Here is a 17112-nt window from a genome sequence, read left to right as displayed (position 1 = left end):
TGAGCGTCAGGACCACAAAATGGAAACGTGGATTACCGCCTTCTTCGAGATTATTAGCTTCGGCGCCATCGTTGTTCTGGTGGTGCTTGGGCTGGGGATCATCGCCAGCATGATGGGCATCTTCAACTTCGCGCAGGGTGAGTTTGTTCTTTTGGGCGCATATGTCACCTATCTAACGTACAGCATCGGCTTGCCTGTGGCCGTTGGGATGTTGGCCGCGCCCATCGTAGTCGGTGCCTTGGGTTTTGCGCTGGAGAGGCTAGTGGTCCGTAGGTTCTATGCCGCACCGATTGTCGCAATGCTCGGCACCTATGCGCTTGGCCTGATAATTCGCGAACTCGTGCGAGGTTTAATTGGCGGTCTTTATCTTTCGGTACCTGAACCCCTTGGAGGTTCGATTACCATTGGACCGCTGCACTTTGCGGTCTGGCGTTGTGTGATCGTCATCATCACGTTGCTGGTAATGGCTCTGTGCTATCTGCTGCTTGCCCGTACCTCGTTTGGCCTACGTGTCCGCGCTTCACTGGAGAATCCGTCGCTCGCACGCGCTTCAGGCATATCGAGCCGCAAGATTTACAGTATAACCTTCGCGTTCGGTGCAGCACTGGCTGGCCTGGCTGGCGCGCTGATTGTGCCCGTATTCTCGCTGTTTGCCGATCTCGGAATCCGATTCCTGATCCAAGGTTTTGTCGCCGTTATGGTTGGAGGTGTTGGATCGTTTGCCGGCCCGGTCGCCGGAGCAAGCGTGATCGGCACCCTAAGTGCCGCTCTTCCGTGGGTGATCACGCCAGTGGTTGCGGACGTTCTTGTATTCGTTCTTGCCATAGTTTTCGTAAAGTTTCGGCCACGGGGACTCATCTCAGGCAGGGGGGTCTAAGGTGTCGAGAGGCAACGACCGACAGTTTTTTGGCGCACGTGATCGGAAGCGGGTCATTCTTTTACTGCCGAGCTGAGACAACGTGCAGGAAACACCTCCTCCTGTCGCCATTTTGATAACGTCCCCTGCACCTCGTCCGGTATCGCCGCAACAGTGCCTCCAACCCATGAGGCGTCATCTGCCTGCTGATCCGTTTAAAAGGCGGCTGGGCTGATGGTGAACTCGAGCTTCCGGGCGGAGCCTCTTTCCACGATTTGAGTGCGTGGGCGGCTGAGGCGCACAGGTTCAACTGCCCTCGCTGGCTCGCCATGCGCGCGGACTGGTGCCAGTACTTCGCTTGAACTCCCGACTGAGATGATAGACGTCACAAAATCCGCAGCGTTCGGCGATATCTCCTATGGGTCCGTCGCCCTCCAATAGCAGCTTTTGAGCCATCATTATCCGTTCGCGAATGAGCCAACGTCTTGGACTTATCTGCAGATGTTTCTGAAAAAGACGCCGTGTCTGTGCCGCGCTGAGGCCGGAGACAGTGGTCAGTTCTTCTGCATGCCAAGGTCGCTCGGGTTGCAGCCTCATCTTGGATAGTATCGCACGCAAGGGAGTGGGAAGGCGTGACTCGCCAGCTTCAGCCATCGGTGCAGCGATGAGATGCATCAGTTCTGCAACAAGATGGTTGAGGGCCAAATCGACGTTATCGGCCCTGGTGCGCAGAACAGCGAACAACCTCTCGAACCACGCCACGATTTCATTCGATATGGGTATCGCAGCAAGCGTCGGGCCAGTGTTGAACACCTTGCGGCGCATTATCGGGCAGGCAGGGCCATCAATGCGCACAAACAAGACTGTCCAGGGATCAGTTTCATCCGGCCAGTGTGCATGGGGCGCTTCATTGGCGATCCAAACCATCTCGTTACGCCCAACGCTGAGTGTCTTGCCTTCCGTCTGTACGTAACCCCGTCCTGCAGTACAAAACATAATGTCCTGTCCACGATAGCTATCGCGCTGAATTCGATGGTCGCGCGCCGTAATGGCTTTCCCAGCTCTCAGTACCGTATAGGCGCTTTGGCTCCAGGCGTCCTCGGGGACGTAATAGTGGTTCTCTGGGAAAATGGTGCGCTGCGGAATATTTGGCATGCGCGTTTTGTATATCTTTCCGTCCTCTTTGTCCATTTCAACCGATGGAACACAGGTCTATGCTGCCTTTGTTGATTAGTAATGCCCTCGTCGATTGGCGCTATTGATGCGCGTTTTATATCACTTGCGGCTCAACGAGGATCCTGGGAGGAGCCAATGTTGATACCAGTTATCCGCATGATGCGGTGCTGTTCGCATGCCGGTCACTTCGCGCCTTTGTCGCCGAAGATGCGGTTCTCGCCGGCGCGTTCGCCTCGATCACCTTCGGGGGGAGGGGTTGATGGCTAAGCCGAAGATCACCGTTTTAGGCAGCTTTGCGGTTGGCCTCACAATCCGCGCACCGAATATGCCAGTCTTCGGAATGACCATGTTCGGTAACAGTTTCGACATGGGGCCGGGAGGCAAAGGGTCGAACCAGGCTGTCGCAACCGCCCGACTTGGTGCCGATTCCTCACTGATCACATTGCTTGGAGAGGACAAGTTTGCCGAGATGGCGGAAGAGCTATTCGCCGCCGAGGGTGTGCGAACGTCCTACGTCGAACGCACGTCGGAGGCCGCGACTGCAGTGGGCTTCATCGTTCTGAATGAGCGCGGCGAAAACTTCATCATCATGGATTATGGCGCGGCAAACCTTGTGAACGTTTCCTCCGTGGAGCGGGCCGAAAGCGCAATAAGCGAGAGCGACGTGGTGATGGCCGTGCTTGAGGTTCCGGTTGCCGCCGCGATGCGTGCTATGGAACTCGGTCATCGATCGGGAAAGACGACCATCCTCAATCCGGCCCCGGCTGCGCCGATCCCGGACGAGATCTTCCCGTTCGTCGACTATCTTACTCCAAATGAGAGTGAGCTCCGGATCCTGCTCGGTCTTCGGCCTGACGACCCGCGCCCGTCGCGACAGCTCGTTGAAATGCTCCGCAAGCGTGGCGCCCGCAATGTCGTCGTCACCCTTGGCAGCCGCGGGGTGCTCATCGTCACCGACACAGTGGACGTGGAAATCCCGGCTGCAAAAATAGACGTGGTCGACACGACCGGGGCGGGCGACGCCTTCAATTCCGGATTCGCAGTTGGATTAGCAGAGGGAATGAACGTTCTGGAGGCCGCGCGCCTCGGTGTTGCTTGCGGCGCGCTCGTCTGCACGAAACTCGGTGTCATTCCTGGAATGGCAACTCGTGAAGCCGTTGACAGGATGGCGAACACCATTCCGTTGCCGGCTCTCGAGGGGGCCTGACAACTTTCCGATGATATTTGGAGGACTGAAGTGATGCCACTTATCTACGATTGGGCTGCAAGAGAGGCAGAGCGTCTCGTGACGGTGGCCGACCTGCGCAATGCCCGCAGTGCGGGCATGCGCTACACGCAGGTGACGGCCAATACGGCCGAAGAGGCAGCGGCAGCTGACGAGGCAGGCATCGACATGGTCATTGCCCGCGCAGGTAATGTGCGTGAAGTTCGAAGAGGTTCAGGTAGGCTTTTCGTAACCGCAGCGCTGGGCTTTGCCGACGCCGTCACGCACGACGACATCTTGCGCACGGCATTCAAGGCCCTTTCCGATGGAGCTGATGCCGTCATCACCGCTCGTGGTATGTCGGCAGTGTCCATCCTTGCCGCGGAAGATATTCCGGTTATGGGCCACTTAGGCCTCGTGCCGAGAAAGTCGACATGGGTTGGTAAGCTCCGGGCGGTCGGAAAGACTGCGGACGAGGCAGTAGAGCTTTTTCACCGCTTTCGCCGCCTCGAGGAGGCAGGTGCTTTCGCGGTGGAATGTGAGGTCATCCCTGCGCGGGTGATGCGGGAAATCTATCTTCGGACCGGCCTCGTCACCGTGTCGCTAGGTTCGGGTCCGGATGCAGACGTTATGTTCCTGTTTACTGAGGATGTATGCGGCGGGGAGGCGCGTCTTCCCCGGCACGCGCGCCGGTATGGAAACTTGCATGATCTGCAAGAACAGGTTCGCATGGAACGTGTGAAGGCGCTTTCCGCTTTCCGGAGCGACGTCGTCAGCCGGTCATTTCCGGGACCGAAGGAAGTCTCACAGATTTCTGACGGTGAATACGTGGCCTTTGTCGATGCGCTTGAAAAGAACGGACACATCGCGCGCACGTCGTGAATAATCCCGCAACTACTACGCTTTGCATCCGCGCACTCTTGCGCCGGCGGCCGGGACTTTCTCGTCCGAATTATGGAACGGAGATGGAAGAATGGATGATACGATCTATGGTACGCGCGACAAGCGAGGAAACTGGACCCCCAACAAGAAGCCTCGGCGCGCGCCGATCTTCGTCTGGCCCGTGCAGCCCCTAAAGATCCTTCGCTGGCTCCCGGGTTATCTCCTGCCTTGGAACGCTACTTATTTCTCTGTGGCCCTCCTTTCATGGCTATACCTTACGCCATCGATGGACACCATGAGGGAGTTCCATGCCAACTGGATTGTCATGATCCTGATCAGGAATTTGGGTCTGACCATCCTCTTCTACGGCGGCTTCCACTTCCTGCTTTATATTCAGCGCCGCCAGGGCACGGACTTCAAGTACAATGCCAAGTGGCCGGACATCGACAATCCGACGTTCATGTTTGGCAGCCAGACCGCTGAAAATGTATTTCGAACGCTAGGCATCGGCGTCCCGGTCTGGAGCGCCTATGAGGTGCTGACCTGGTGGCTGTACGCGAACGGTCATCTTTCCTATCTCGACTTTGCCACGCACCCCATCTTCTTCGTGGCGATGCTCGTTCTTATGCCGGCTTGGCGGGAGCTCCACTTCTATATCGTGCACCGCATCATCCACATGGGGCCGCTCTACCACATCGTTCATGCAGTGCATCACAAGAACGTTAATCCAGGACCTTGGTCGGGCCTCTCGATGTCGACCTTGGAGCACATCGGTTACTTCTCAGGGGTCCTGATCCACTTCGTCGTGCCGCTGCATCCGGTACACGCGATGTTCCAGCTCGTGCATGCTGGTCTCTCGCCTGCAAAGTCTCACGTCGGATTCGACCGTGTGGTTCTCGATGACGACAACGCCGTCAACACCGACAACTTCTACCACTACCTTCACCACAAGTATTTCGAGGTCAATTATGGCGAACGCCGCATCCCGCTCGACGAGTGGTTCGGCACCGCCCACGACGGCTCACCTGAGGCGGACGAACGTATGTACAAGCGCATCAAGGCCAAGAAGTGGGCTCGCGGTACCTGATTCAATCACAGTCAGGCAACGCGGCGGTTCAATGAGAGGATCCCGCCGCATGCCCGCGCCAGATATTCGGCGCCAGCCGCTATCCCTAAAGTGGCTGCCTTTCCGAAAACGGGTCGGTGGCGTTTCAGATGACATATCGAGGAAAGAATATGGCAGTGCAAGGCGAATGGGTGGCAGCATGCAAGACTTCGGCACTTAGACCTGAAGAAGCCTTGCGTCTTGATCACCAAGGACGGACCTTCGTGGTCATTTGTTCTCCCGAAGGGGAATACTTCGCTATCGACGGACATTGTTCGCATGAAAAAGTTCATCTCGCTGATGGCATCGTAGACGGCGACATCATCGAATGCCCCAAGCATTTCGGGACTTTTGACTACCGGACAGGAGAGTCACGTGCACTGCCCGCCTGTGTCGATCTGCGCGCCTACGAGGTCAAGCTCGAGGGTGACACCGTGTTCGTGAAGATCTGAAGGAATTTCGGTCAATGGGTGCACCTCGGACCTTGTCATTTTCTAGAAAATGACGGCGTCGAGTTCATCTGAAACTGGCAACCAAAATCGGTCAAAGCTTCAAACGCGATCATTCGAGGTCGCTGGCATGGCCTTGCATTGAAATGGGTAGATCAAGTGAGCGACAATGCGCCGATTGTGATTGTTGGAGCCGGCGAAGCCGGCATAGCTGCCGCAAAGGCAGTGCGCGAAAAGGGCTGGACGGGCCGGGTTGTCTTGATCGGGAATGAAAATCTGCTCCCATATGAGCGACCGCCGCTGTCCAAAGCAACCCTCGTTGAGGGGGCAGGGTTCGCACCCAAGCTGATTTTGACTGCAGAGCGTATCGCGCAGTTGGGCATCGAGCTTCTTGACGCAACGGAGGTTGTCTCAATCCGTCGAGCCGAAAAGGTCGTGATCCTCTCTGATGGAGCCCGGATACCATATCACCGGCTCCTTCTGACCACAGGAGCACGAGCGCGCTCACTAGGTGTCCCGACCGCCGAGGGAGCCAGAGTGGTCACGCTGCGAACATATGGGGATGCAGTCGGTATCCGCAAGATTGTCGGTCAAGGATGCCGAGTTGCGGTTATCGGCGGCGGTTTTATCGGACTTGAGGTCGCTGCAAGTGCAGTTATTAGAGGTGCTTATGCCACCGTCATCGAGGCAGGCCCTCGGCTCCTTACGCGGGCAGTACCAGCTGCGGTAGCTGAACTGATCAAAAGCAAGCACGAGCGTATGGGCGTACGCGTTGAAACTGGTGCCATTGTTGAACGCATCGATTTCAACGCAGGACGATCCAACGTTATCTTGGCCAGCGGCCAAAGCCATGCCGCCGATCTGGTGGTTGTTGGTATCGGCGCTATCCCCAATATTGAGTTGGCGCAGGCGGCAGGACTGGCCATCGACAACGGCATCCTTGTAGACGAGACGCTCGCGACTTCGGACCCTAATGTCTTTGCTGCTGGGGACTGCTGCTCGTTTCCGCACGGTCTTTACGGGCGAAGGATCCGGGTAGAGGCATGGCGCAATGCGCAGCGACAGGGTGCCGCGGCGGCTGCCAGCATTTTGGGCGAGGCACGTCCGTACTTGGACGTGCCATGGTTCTGGACGGACCAGTATGATGAGACGCTCCAGATCGTGGGCCTTTGCGATCCAGGACAAGTTGAACTCGTGCGAGATCTCGGCTCGAGGGCACGGCTGTTCTATTACCTGGCCGATGATGGACGCTTAGTGGCTGCATGTGGCTTTGGTAGCCTGGGCGCCGTCGCAAAAGAAATCCGTATCGCAGAAATGATGATCAGCAGGCGGCTCAGCCCCGATGTGCGCGCGCTCGCAGATCCCACTACTAACCTGAAGTCTTTGCTCAGTTAAATTCGACATTCGAGCTTCGGATAGTTGATAGCGCGAGCACCAATCTCTCCCAGGCAATGAGACAAGACAAAACTTGGCGCCAGTCAACGAGCTGCCCGTTAAGATCTCCGCCCAATGGCTAAAGCGGTTGCGGGAATATTTAGGAGGAGTTGTAGGTGAAGGAATGCGTTCTAACTGTCACGTGTCGTTCGACGCGCGGCATCGTCGCAGCGATTTCGAGCTATCTGGCCGAGAAGGGCTGCAACATCATCGACTCCAGCCAGTTCGACGATCTCGATACCGGCAAGTTCTTCATGCGCGTCTCCTTCATCTCGGAAGAAGGTGTGGGTGGGCCGGCACTTGCCGAAGGCTTCAAGCCGATCGCGGAAAAGTTCGCCATGGATGCGGAGATCCACGATGCCAAGAAGCGCATGAAGGTGCTGCTGATGGTCTCGCGCTTCGGCCATTGCTTGAACGACCTGCTCTATCGCTGGAAGATCGGCGCATTGCCGATCGACATCGTCGGCGTCGTCTCCAACCATTTCGACTACCAGAAAGTGGTCGTCAATCACGATATCCCCTTCCACCACATCAAGGTGACGAAGGACAACAAGCCGCAGGCCGAAGCCCAGCTGATGGACCTCGTCGAGCAGACCGGCACGGAACTCATTGTTCTCGCCCGCTACATGCAGGTTCTGTCGGATGCGATGTGCCGGAAGATGTCTGGCCGCATCATCAACATCCATCATTCCTTCCTGCCGTCCTTCAAGGGAGCGAACCCCTACAAGCAGGCCTATGAGCGCGGCGTGAAGCTGATCGGCGCGACGGCGCATTATGTGACGGCCGATCTCGACGAAGGTCCGATCATCGAGCAGGACACGGCCCGCATCACGCATGCGCAGTCGGCCGAAGACTATGTCTCGATCGGCCGCGATGTGGAGAGCCAGGTACTGGCCCGCGCCATCCATGCACATATCCATTATCGCACCTTCCTGAACGGCAACCGCACTGTCGTCTTCCCGGCAAGCCCGGGTTCATACGCCTCCGAGCGCATGGGGTGAGTTATGGCGCTCGCAACGGTGATCGACGGGAAACAAGCGGCCGCTTCGGTGATCGAGGCCGTGAAGGCTGCGGCGGCTGGGCTTGAGGCGGAGGCCGGTGTGAAGACCGGGCTTGCCGTCGTCATCGTCGGCGACGATCCGGCCAGCCACGCCTATGTGAACTCCAAGAGCAAGATGGCGAAGGAATGCGGCTTCAAGTCGGTCCAGCACACGCTGCCGGCCGAAACGACGCAGGAAGAACTGGCAAAGCTCGTGGCCTCGCTGAACGACGATCCGTCCATCCACGGCAGTCTCGTACAGCTGCCGTTGCCGAAGCATCTTGATTCGGAATCGATAGTTCAATCGATCAAGCCGGAGAAGGATGTCGATGGGTTGCATGTGGTCAATGCCGGCAAGCTGGCAACCGGCGATCTCGAAACCGGGTTGATCTCCTGCACGCCCGCCGGCGCCATGCTTTTGGTGCGCTCCATCCATGGCGAGGACCTGTCGGGGCTCAATGCGGTGGTCATCGGCCGTTCCAACCTGTTCGGCAAGCCGATGGCGCAATTGCTGCTCTCTGCCAATGCGACGGTTACGACGGCGCATTCGCACACCAAGGATCTCGCCTCCGTCGCAAAGGGTGCCGATATTCTGGTGGCGGCCGTCGGCCGTCCGGAGATGGTCAAGGCGGATTGGATCAAGCCCGGCGCCACTGTCATCGACGTGGGCATCAATCGCATCGATGCACCTGAGCGCGGCGAGGGCAAGAGCCGGCTGGTAGGCGATGTCGCCTATGCGGAAGCCTCTGAAGTCGCCGCAGCGATCACGCCGGTTCCGGGCGGTGTCGGCCCAATGACGATCGCCATGCTGATGGCTAATACTGTTAGCGCAGCCTATCGCTCGGCTGGAAAGATCCCACGGTGGCTATGAACATCGTGCGGTGCTGACGCACGCAAGTGAGACAATTGGTCAGGGTGCTCCGCGGAACCGGGAGGCCGAAGGCGCGGCAGGAACAAGCGGTGTGCTCTCCACGCGCATTGACGCGGATGAGGGGCGACATTCTTGAACAACTCAGATGTCCATCACCGCGGCTATTACGCAATTTTACTCAACTTCTCACCAGAATTGCCGAATTCACAGAAAGGCGGTGGATAGGCTCTCACAGTCACGATTCTGGGAGGAGGGCGGTAGCGAGAAGTCTTTGCGCTGCAGGGATACTGTGCAAGCGCCGCCGGGACGATGCTTCTCTGAGGTGGCGGCAGACCTAAGGACGGGGCTGATGATGAACTCGATCTTTCGGGCGCGCTTTAGAGAGCGCTTTCGGCCAGCTTATTGATTTTAGGAGGAAATTGAATGTGGCGCTTGTTCAATACGCGGTTCCAATGGACGATCAGCAAGAAAATACCCGCGCTGACAGTTGGCATAGCGGTCCTGTCTTGTAGTGCAGTTGCGACGTTTGCGGGTGTCACTTCATTTTCAGCGACGAGAGATCTCATTGGCAAGCATCTCGAATACATAGCGAGCACGAAGCGTGATGCTGTGGCGTCGAAGTTGAGCAACATGAGCCTCGAGATTGAAGCGTTGGCTGCCAACCCGGGACTGGTTCAGCTCTTCGATGACACCAACAACGGCCTGAAGATGATACCCGCGGAGATGGTCTCGGCTCTCTCGAGCAAAAAGGAGACGGGCAGTGACCTCTCGGATGCCGCACCCGACAAGGCAAAGTACTTCCTTTCCAATTACACCAAGCTTGACCACTGGCTGAGGCAATTTAGCAAGGAGCATCAATACGCCAGTATATCCCTTGTGAACAAAAATGGGGATCTTGTGTATAGCACGGGATTGGAACCCCTGGGGCGGCTGAAAGCGGATAGCTCAACCAGCCGCCTCGCTACCTCATCGGAGGCTGCCAAAGGTCTCACCGCAACGGATTTTACCGCGCCTTCGCAGGTGGAGTCGGGTCAAGCCTTTTTTGCGGTAGGTATTGCAGATCCCTATAATCCCAGTGACCGAAGCGGAACATTGGTCGTCGCGGTGAGCACCGGCATACTCGATGCGATCATGCACGACCCCGCAGGCTTCAGCGCGCACGGTCAGGCCATGGTTGTGGGTGCCGATCGCGCTTTGCGTTCAACCTCGCGGTTCAATACTTCTCGAGAAGCGACTGGGTTGATCGACGCGCACTTGCTTATGGAAGGGATGTCATCCGGCGCTTTCGAAGGCTCCAGGGTGCTTTCCGCTTCCGAGTCATTGAAGTGGGCGGGCAAACAGCTCACGGTCGTGGCCTTGGAACCTGCGGCCGAGGTCTTCGCACCGGCGGTTCTCATGATTTACAAGATTTTGGGGATCACCGGGATTACCGCTCTTGTGACTCTCTTCGTGTCAATCATGGCTTCTCGATCCATTTCGAAGCCAATAACCCAGCTGGTTTATAGCATGAAGCGGCTCGCCCAAGGTGACACAAGCGGGCGGATCGAGGGGATCAATCGCAGTGACGAAGTCGGTGACATGTCACGAGCTGTTGTCGTGTTTCGTGATAATGCCGTGGCGAAGGTAAACGCAGAGGCTGATGCGCTTCGATCGGAAAAACTAGCCGACACCGAACGCAGGGCCATGGAAGCCGAAAAAGCCGAGAGGCTCAAGACACAGGCTGAAATTGTAAATCAGATCGGTCGTGGCCTCTCTGCGCTCGCAAAAGGAAATCTCCGGTGCCAAATATCCGGAAGTTTCCCGGACGACTACCGGCAGCTAAAAAGCGACTTCAACGACGCGCTCGTGCAGCTCAACCATACTATTCAATCCGTTGCAAGTCAGGCGACCTCGATGTCTGCGACGCTCGACCAAATAAGCAATGCCAGCAACAGCTTGGCGGGGCAAACCGAGCAACAAGCCCTTGTTCTTGACGGAGCGGTCAGCACCATGACCGCGATTACACGAGATGTCAGCCAAACGGCCGCGGCAGCAACCCGAGCCGACCAACTCGTTTCCGAGGCCCATCAAGCCGCCGCGTCGTCCGACGAGATCATTTCAAGCGCGCTCAGCGGGATGGCGGAAATCGAACGTTCATCGGTCGATATTGCCAGTATCATCACAGTCATCGACGAGATTGCCTTCCAAACAAATCTTCTCGCCCTCAACGCCGGTGTCGAGGCATCAAGGGCGGGTGATGCCGGCAAGGGATTTGCAGTGGTCGCCTCCGAGGTGCGTGCCCTGGCGCAGCGCTCGGCGGAGGCAGCAAAGGAAATCAAAGATTTGATCGACATCTCATCCCACCGAGTTGCAAAAGGAATGCAACTCGTAGGGTCGACTAGCGATGTCCTCAAATACGTTGCCAACCATATCAAGCTTATCAGGTCGATGGTGTCCGAAATAGCGACAACCGCCGCTGGCCAGGCCAACCATCTGGCGGAGTTCAAATCCACGATTTCTCAGATCGATGCAGCCACACAGCAGACAGCCAGTATGGCCGACGAGTCCATGGTGGCGTGTCGTTCCCTGCAAAGCGAGGCGACCCATCTACTAACACTCATTAGTCAGTTCATGCTGGCGGACAACCCGTTGCCAAGCGAGCAGCATTCGCTGGCCAGCTAGTCGCCATGTCTTCGGCTGACTGATGTCTTGCGCTCCCACGATCCGCTGTGGCGTCCTGCCATGATAGGTACCCACGCCTGGGGGCTCGTGATGTGGCCCGTGCCCGGGCACGCCAGCCAACGCCATTAGGTCGGCGCCATGGTGCGCCGGTCGGCACCTCGGGCCGTCTGCCCCGTTCTTGGCGGCGTGTCAGTATCAAGCAGCTTCGATGTTCCCAGCGGGAATGGCCGAGCACCTCCCGCCAATTGGCCCGATACCAGCGGTATCGGGCCTTTTTTATCGGCAAGCTAACGCAATGAGGAACCACACTTCTTTCGTTCTGACTTGGCGCAAGTAGCGCATAGAGCGAAAGTTACCCATTCTTACCCAAAAGGCTCGTTGCTCCAACTCCTCTTGTCTGCATCATCGGTTATTCGCAGTGAGGGCGTCCTCGGGAACAGAACCATGAGCGATATATCGCTTGCGTGACTTCTGGGGCCGCAAATAAACGTGAGCATGGGTGGGGAGTTCGGTGCTCGTCTATCGATCCAGCGTAGGGAGGAGCAATTCATGGCAACCATAGCCATGCCGGAACCTGACCAAGGCATACTGGCCAGGGCGCCAGACATTGTCGATCGGCTAATAGCTGCTCTTCCCCCAGATACGGTTATATCGAATCCTGAAGAAACCCGCGCTTACGAGTGCGATGCATTGGCCGCTTATCGTTGCCCGCCGCTTGCTGTCGTGCTGCCGCGGACGACCGAAGAGGTCGCAGCAGCGATGAAGATTTGTCATGACCTGCGCGTGCCCGTTATTCCCAGAGGTGCGGGCACATCGCTAGCTGGCGGGGCATTGCCAACGGCCGACAGCGTGGTCATCGGCACCATGCGCTTGCGCGACATCCTGCAGGTCGACACCGTCAACCGCTTCATCCGCGTCCAGACAGGTGTCACCAATCTGTCGGTGAGCGCCGAACTGGAGGCAGAGGGTTTTTTCTACGCACCCGATCCGTCCTCCCAGCTCGCATGCACCATTGCCGGGAACATCGCGATGAATTCCGGCGGCGCGCACTGCCTCAAGTATGGTGTCACCACGAACAATCTAATGGGCGTCCGGATGGTCATGGCCAACGGAGAAATCGTCGATCTCGGTGGCCCTTTGCTGGGTGGAAGCGGGCTTGATATTTTGGGCCTGCTATGCGGTTCGGAGGGGCAGCTTGCAATCGTCACCGAGGCGACTTTGCGCATCCTGCCTAAGCCTGAGGGCGCGCGCCCGATGCTCATCGGATTTGACAGCGCCGAGACTGCTGGCGAATGCGTAGCGCGCATCATTCGGTCCGGTCTGCTCCCAGTGGCAATCGAATACATGGACGACGTCTGCCTGCGAGCGATCGAGACATTTGCGAACGCCGGATATCCAAACTGCGCAGCGGTTCTGATTGTCGAGGTGGAGGGTTCCGAGGATGAGATTCTTCACCAGATCGAGCGAATTCGCCAGATCGCCGAAGAGCTCAACCCCGTGGAGTTTCGCATCAGCCGCAACGCGGGCGAGTCCCTTGCCATCTGGAAAGGGCGCAAGTCGGCCTTCGGCGCCATGGGAAGGCTTGGTGACTATCTGTGTCTCGACGGAACCGTGCCCGTCTCGCAGCTGCCTTATACACTGAAGCGCATCGACGAGCTTTCCAAAGATTACGGCCTGGAGGTAGCCAATGTCTTTCACGCCGGTGACGGAAACATGCATCCCCTGATCCTGTTCAATGCCAACGCGCCCGGCGAACTGGAGCGGGCCGAAGCATTCGGAGCCGATATCCTCCGGCTCTGCGTCGATGTCGGGGGGTGCCTCACTGGAGAACATGGCGTCGGAATCGAGAAGCGCGATCTCATGACTAAGCAATATTCGGCTGATGACCTGGCGATCCAGATGGAGATCAAAAGCGTTTTCGACCCAAACTGGCTGCTCAATTCGGCCAAGGTTTTTCCCCTCGAATTAAGTCAGCCCTACAGGGACAGGGCGGGGAGGGGTCGATGAACATCGACGAGTCAACAATGAAGGCCCCTCGTTCCCTTGTTGGTCCGACAGACGAGGCTGAACTCGCAGCTTTCGTTGGTGAAAGCCATGCACGGGTGGCGCCGATCCGCATTGTCGGAGGCGGAACGCGGGTTCAGGCCGGGGCCGTCGAAGGGGAGCACATTCTCACGACTCGCAACATGTCTGGCATCGTAACCTTTGAACCGGGGGCGTTGACGCTGATCGCGCGCGCGGGCACGACCTTGCAGGATGTGGAAGACGCGCTTGCGGCCGAAGGGCAGGCCTTGGCGTTTGAACCAATGGACCACAGGGCGATCCTCGGTTCGAAAGGCACACCGACGATCGGCGGTATCGTGTCTGCTAATGTCTCGGGACCACGCCGCATCCAGGCCGGGGCGTGCAGAGATCACCTTCTCGGTGTCAGGTTCGTGGACGGCCGTGGGCGAACCATCAAGAATGGTGGCCGCGTGATGAAGAATGTCACTGGGCTTGACCTCGGCAAGCTCCTTTGCGGCAGCTTTGGCACTCTGGGCGTGCTCACGGAAGTCGCGCTGAAGACGTTGCCTCGGGCGGAAGCCGAAACGAGCCTAGCATTTCCTGGGATCACGCTTCGCGAAGCACGCGAAATCTTCGTCGCAGCGCTTGCTACACCGTTCGAAATCTCCGGCGCGGCGTTCCACGCGGGCACCGCATGGTTGAGGGTCGAAGGTTTCGAGGCTCAAGTCGACTATCGAGTGGACCAGCTCAGGGAGCTGTTCTTCCGCCGGGAAATTAATGTCATCGCGGACCCTGTAAGTCGCAGCGTGTGGCGTGACCTGCGCGACGTTAAACAGTTCGCGGGTTCCAATGATTCAATCTGGCGGATCCTGATCAAGCCAAGCGAAGCACCGGCCGTGGTTGAGGCACTGCGTCAACTTGGCGGAGAGGCGTCTGTCGATTGGGGCGGCGGCTTGATCTGGTTCTCGGGTGGGGCCGCAAGTGCGGCTGTTCGCAAAGCAGTGGGCAAGGGACACGCGATGCTGGTACGACGCGGTCCGCTGCCTGCCGCTGACCTCTTCCCACATGAAGACGGCGCCGTTGCCCGGATATCGGCATCGCTGCGCAAGGCATTCGATCCCGCCGGGATATTCAATCCCGGCCTAATGGGCAACTGAGATGCAGACGAACTTTACCGAAGCGCAACTGGCCGACCCGGCCACCAAACGGTGCAACGAGATCTTGAGATCATGCGTGCACTGCGGCTTCTGCACGGCCACTTGTCCGACGTACAAGGTGCTCGGCGATGAGCTCGATAGTCCGCGCGGCCGCATCTACCTGATCAAGGACATGCTGGAAAACAACAGGAAGCCAGATGAAAAGACGGTGATGCACGTCGACCGGTGCCTGAGCTGCCTCAGCTGCATGACGACCTGCCCGTCCGGCGTTCATTACATGCACCTTGTCGATCACGCGCGCGCCTACATTGAACGGAACTACAAACGCCGGTGGGATGACAGGTTACTAAGATGGCTGCTTTCGCAGATTCTGCCCTATCCCAACCGATTTCGCTTTGCGCTGTTATGGGCAAAGCTAGCTCGACCCTTCAGGAAAATTGTTCCGGATCTTCGGCTCAGGGCGATGCTTGAAATGGCGCCGGACCAAATACCGCCGCCGAGCCGGAATGATCGGCCGCAATGCTTTCCCGCCGAGGGACAGCGAATCAAGCGCGTTGCCCTTCTCACCGGCTGTGCACAACGCGCGCTGAACACCGACATCAATGATGCAACCATCCGACTGCTGAGACGGCATGGCTGTGAAGTTGTCATTCCCCAGGGAATTGGTTGCTGCGGCGCGCTCACCCATCATATGGGTAAGAGCGACGACAGCCATGCGATGGCCGCTGCCAATATCCGGGCAATCGTCGCCGAGCTTGATGGCAAGGGGCTTGATGCCGTCGTCATAAATACCTCAGGCTGTGGGACCACGGTCAAAGACTATGGTCACATGTTCCGCAATGATCCGCTGGCCGTTGATGCTGGACGCGTTGCAGCTCGTGCGAAAGACATTTCCGAGGTCATTGCCGATCTCGGGCTGAGGGACCCGTCGCACGCCGAACCGCTGCGCGTCGCCTATCATGCCGCATGTTCCTTGCAGCACGGCCAGCAGATCCGCTCGACGCCAAAGGACCTGCTGAAAGCCGCCGGATTCCAGGTGGTCGAGCCCCGTGAAAGCCACATCTGCTGCGGGTCGGCCGGCACTTACAATCTGATGCAGCCGGCAATATCGGTCGAGCTCAAGAGGCGCAAGGTCGCGACAATCGAGGCGACTCAGCCTCAGGTGATCAGCTCGGGCAATATAGGCTGTATGATGCAGATCGGATCGGCAACGGCCATTCCGATGGTTCACACGGTGGAACTTCTCGATTGGGCAACAGGTGGCCCCATGCCCCCGAGTCTGGCTGCCCCCGCCGAAGTGCCGGTCCGAGAAGACGTGCACGCCTGACCGTCATGGCGCGCCAATGCGGCGGGACACCATGCTCGCCGCGCGTCTCACACGCTCTCCTATATGATGCACGTCGGCGTCGTGGAGTCGAATTTTCGGTCCGGAGACGGAGATGCCTGCCACGGCCTCTCCATGCATATTGAGGATCGGTGCCGCGACGCATCGCATACCCCAGGTTCGTTCCTCGTCATCAACCGCATAGCCCCTTTCTCGCGTCCTTTGCAGTTCTGCTTTCAAGTGATCGAATGAGCGTACGGTATTTTCTGTAAACCGCTCGAGTTCTCTCTTCTTGAAAAGAGCTGAGAGCCGGTCTTCGTCATAGGTGCTGAGGAGCGCCTTGCCGATGCCGGACGCATGCAGAGGCGACAGTGTTCCCGGTGGAAAAAAGGCCCGGATCGATTCGTGCGTCTCGACTTGGCTTATGAACAGGACATGGCCGTCTTTCTCGATCCCCAGATTGGACGTCTCCCCTGTTTCCAGCATAAGCTCGCGCATGATTGGACGACTGCGCTCGACGACATTGGATCGGCGCAGAAACGCCGAGCCCAACCTATAGGCCTCCGGGCCAATATGCCATACTTGGCGGTCAGGGCTGATTTCGACGAATTCACGCCGTTCAAGAGTAGCCAACACGCGGTGCATCGTGGCCGTTGATTGACCAAGATGGTCAGCGAGCTTCGAAAGCGTCATACCCTCCGGTGTAGCGAGAGCCTCAAGTACATCCAGTGCCCGGTCGAGTGCTTGAATGGTGTTTTGTGACTGTGGTCCATTGAAGGCTTTCGGGCGTCCTCTTTTGCGCATTTCAACGGGCATCGGAAATCGTCTCCATGAGAATGGGTTCAGAAAATTTCTGAACTGAAAAATCACTTTGTACAATGAAAAAAACTAACAACTTGTTTTAACAAAGATTTTGTATCAAAAGTCAGCTTTTAAAAGCCACTTTCGGA

Annotated in this window: 14 protein-coding genes; 12 read left to right on the top strand and 2 right to left on the bottom strand. The window is 57.7% G+C overall.

The features are described 5' to 3' along the window. The first annotated feature begins 19 nt into the window (after window positions 1-19). Window positions 20-877, top strand: coding sequence for a branched-chain amino acid ABC transporter permease (locus NL154_RS16750; RefSeq protein ID WP_434733032.1), 858 nt, complete (start codon window positions 20-22; stop codon window positions 875-877). 285 nt (window positions 878-1162) lie between these two features. Here NL154_RS16750 and NL154_RS16745 read toward each other — a convergent pair whose 3' ends face one another. Next, window positions 1163-2047 carry a helix-turn-helix domain-containing protein gene (locus NL154_RS16745; RefSeq protein ID WP_434733031.1) on the bottom strand — a complete coding sequence of 295 codons (885 nt, stop codon included), beginning with the start codon at window positions 2045-2047 and terminating at the stop codon, window positions 1163-1165. A gap of 160 nt (window positions 2048-2207) precedes the next feature. Between NL154_RS16745 and NL154_RS16740 the strand changes: the two genes are divergently transcribed. From NL154_RS16740 to glcF, 11 genes are all read left to right on the top strand, one after another. After that, window positions 2208-3239, top strand: coding sequence for a ribokinase (locus NL154_RS16740; protein WP_434733030.1), 1032 nt, complete (start codon window positions 2208-2210; stop codon window positions 3237-3239). Window positions 3240-3272: 33 nt separating this feature from the next. Continuing rightward, on the top strand, window positions 3273-4118 hold the full coding sequence (locus tag NL154_RS16735) for a 3-methyl-2-oxobutanoate hydroxymethyltransferase (RefSeq protein WP_434733029.1): 846 nt from the start codon (window positions 3273-3275) through the stop codon (window positions 4116-4118). A gap of 91 nt (window positions 4119-4209) precedes the next feature. Next, complete coding sequence (locus NL154_RS16730; protein WP_434733028.1) at window positions 4210-5205, top strand: sterol desaturase family protein; 996 nt, start codon at window positions 4210-4212, stop codon at window positions 5203-5205. Window positions 5206-5354: 149 nt separating this feature from the next. Beyond that, on the top strand, window positions 5355-5675 hold the full coding sequence (locus NL154_RS16725; protein ID WP_434733027.1) for a Rieske 2Fe-2S domain-containing protein: 321 nt from the start codon (window positions 5355-5357) through the stop codon (window positions 5673-5675). Window positions 5676-5831: 156 nt separating this feature from the next. Next, a complete protein-coding gene (locus NL154_RS16720; protein WP_434733026.1) occupies window positions 5832-7067 on the top strand; it encodes an NAD(P)/FAD-dependent oxidoreductase in 1236 nt (411 codons plus the stop codon). Between the two features lie 155 nt (window positions 7068-7222). Continuing rightward, window positions 7223-8107, top strand: coding sequence for a formyltetrahydrofolate deformylase (purU, locus tag NL154_RS16715; RefSeq protein WP_434733025.1), 885 nt, complete (start codon window positions 7223-7225; stop codon window positions 8105-8107). 3 nt (window positions 8108-8110) lie between these two features. Beyond that, the gene (gene folD / locus NL154_RS16710; RefSeq protein WP_434733024.1) at window positions 8111-9016 is read left to right on the top strand and encodes a bifunctional methylenetetrahydrofolate dehydrogenase/methenyltetrahydrofolate cyclohydrolase FolD; all 906 of its coding nucleotides are present in this window, start codon (window positions 8111-8113) and stop codon (window positions 9014-9016) included. 423 nt (window positions 9017-9439) lie between these two features. Further along, window positions 9440-11677 (top strand): methyl-accepting chemotaxis protein, encoded by a 2238-nt coding sequence (locus tag NL154_RS16705; RefSeq protein WP_434733023.1) that lies wholly within the window; start codon window positions 9440-9442, stop codon window positions 11675-11677. 549 nt (window positions 11678-12226) lie between these two features. Then, window positions 12227-13684: an FAD-linked oxidase C-terminal domain-containing protein gene (locus NL154_RS16700; protein ID WP_434733022.1), complete on the top strand. Its 1458-nt coding sequence runs from the start codon at window positions 12227-12229 to the stop codon at window positions 13682-13684. After that, window positions 13681-14838, top strand: coding sequence for an FAD-binding protein (locus NL154_RS16695; protein WP_434733021.1), 1158 nt, complete (start codon window positions 13681-13683; stop codon window positions 14836-14838). The genes NL154_RS16700 and NL154_RS16695 overlap by 4 nt, the downstream gene beginning before the upstream one ends. 1 nt (window position 14839) lies before the next feature. Then, entirely contained in the window at window positions 14840-16165 is a 1326-nt protein-coding gene (gene glcF, locus NL154_RS16690; RefSeq protein ID WP_434733020.1) for a glycolate oxidase subunit GlcF, read from the top strand. 3 nt (window positions 16166-16168) lie between these two features. Here glcF and bhcR read toward each other — a convergent pair whose 3' ends face one another. Continuing rightward, a complete protein-coding gene (gene bhcR, locus NL154_RS16685; protein ID WP_434733019.1) occupies window positions 16169-16978 on the bottom strand; it encodes an HTH-type transcriptional regulator BhcR in 810 nt (269 codons plus the stop codon). Window positions 16979-17112: the final 134 nt, after the last annotated feature.

This window comes from Rhizobium sp. YTUHZ044 (assembly GCF_051123975.1).
Lineage (GTDB): Bacteria > Pseudomonadota > Alphaproteobacteria > Rhizobiales > Rhizobiaceae > Rhizobium.
The sequence above is the reverse complement of the archived record's forward strand: the minus strand, read 5'-3'. Positions and strand labels throughout refer to the sequence as shown.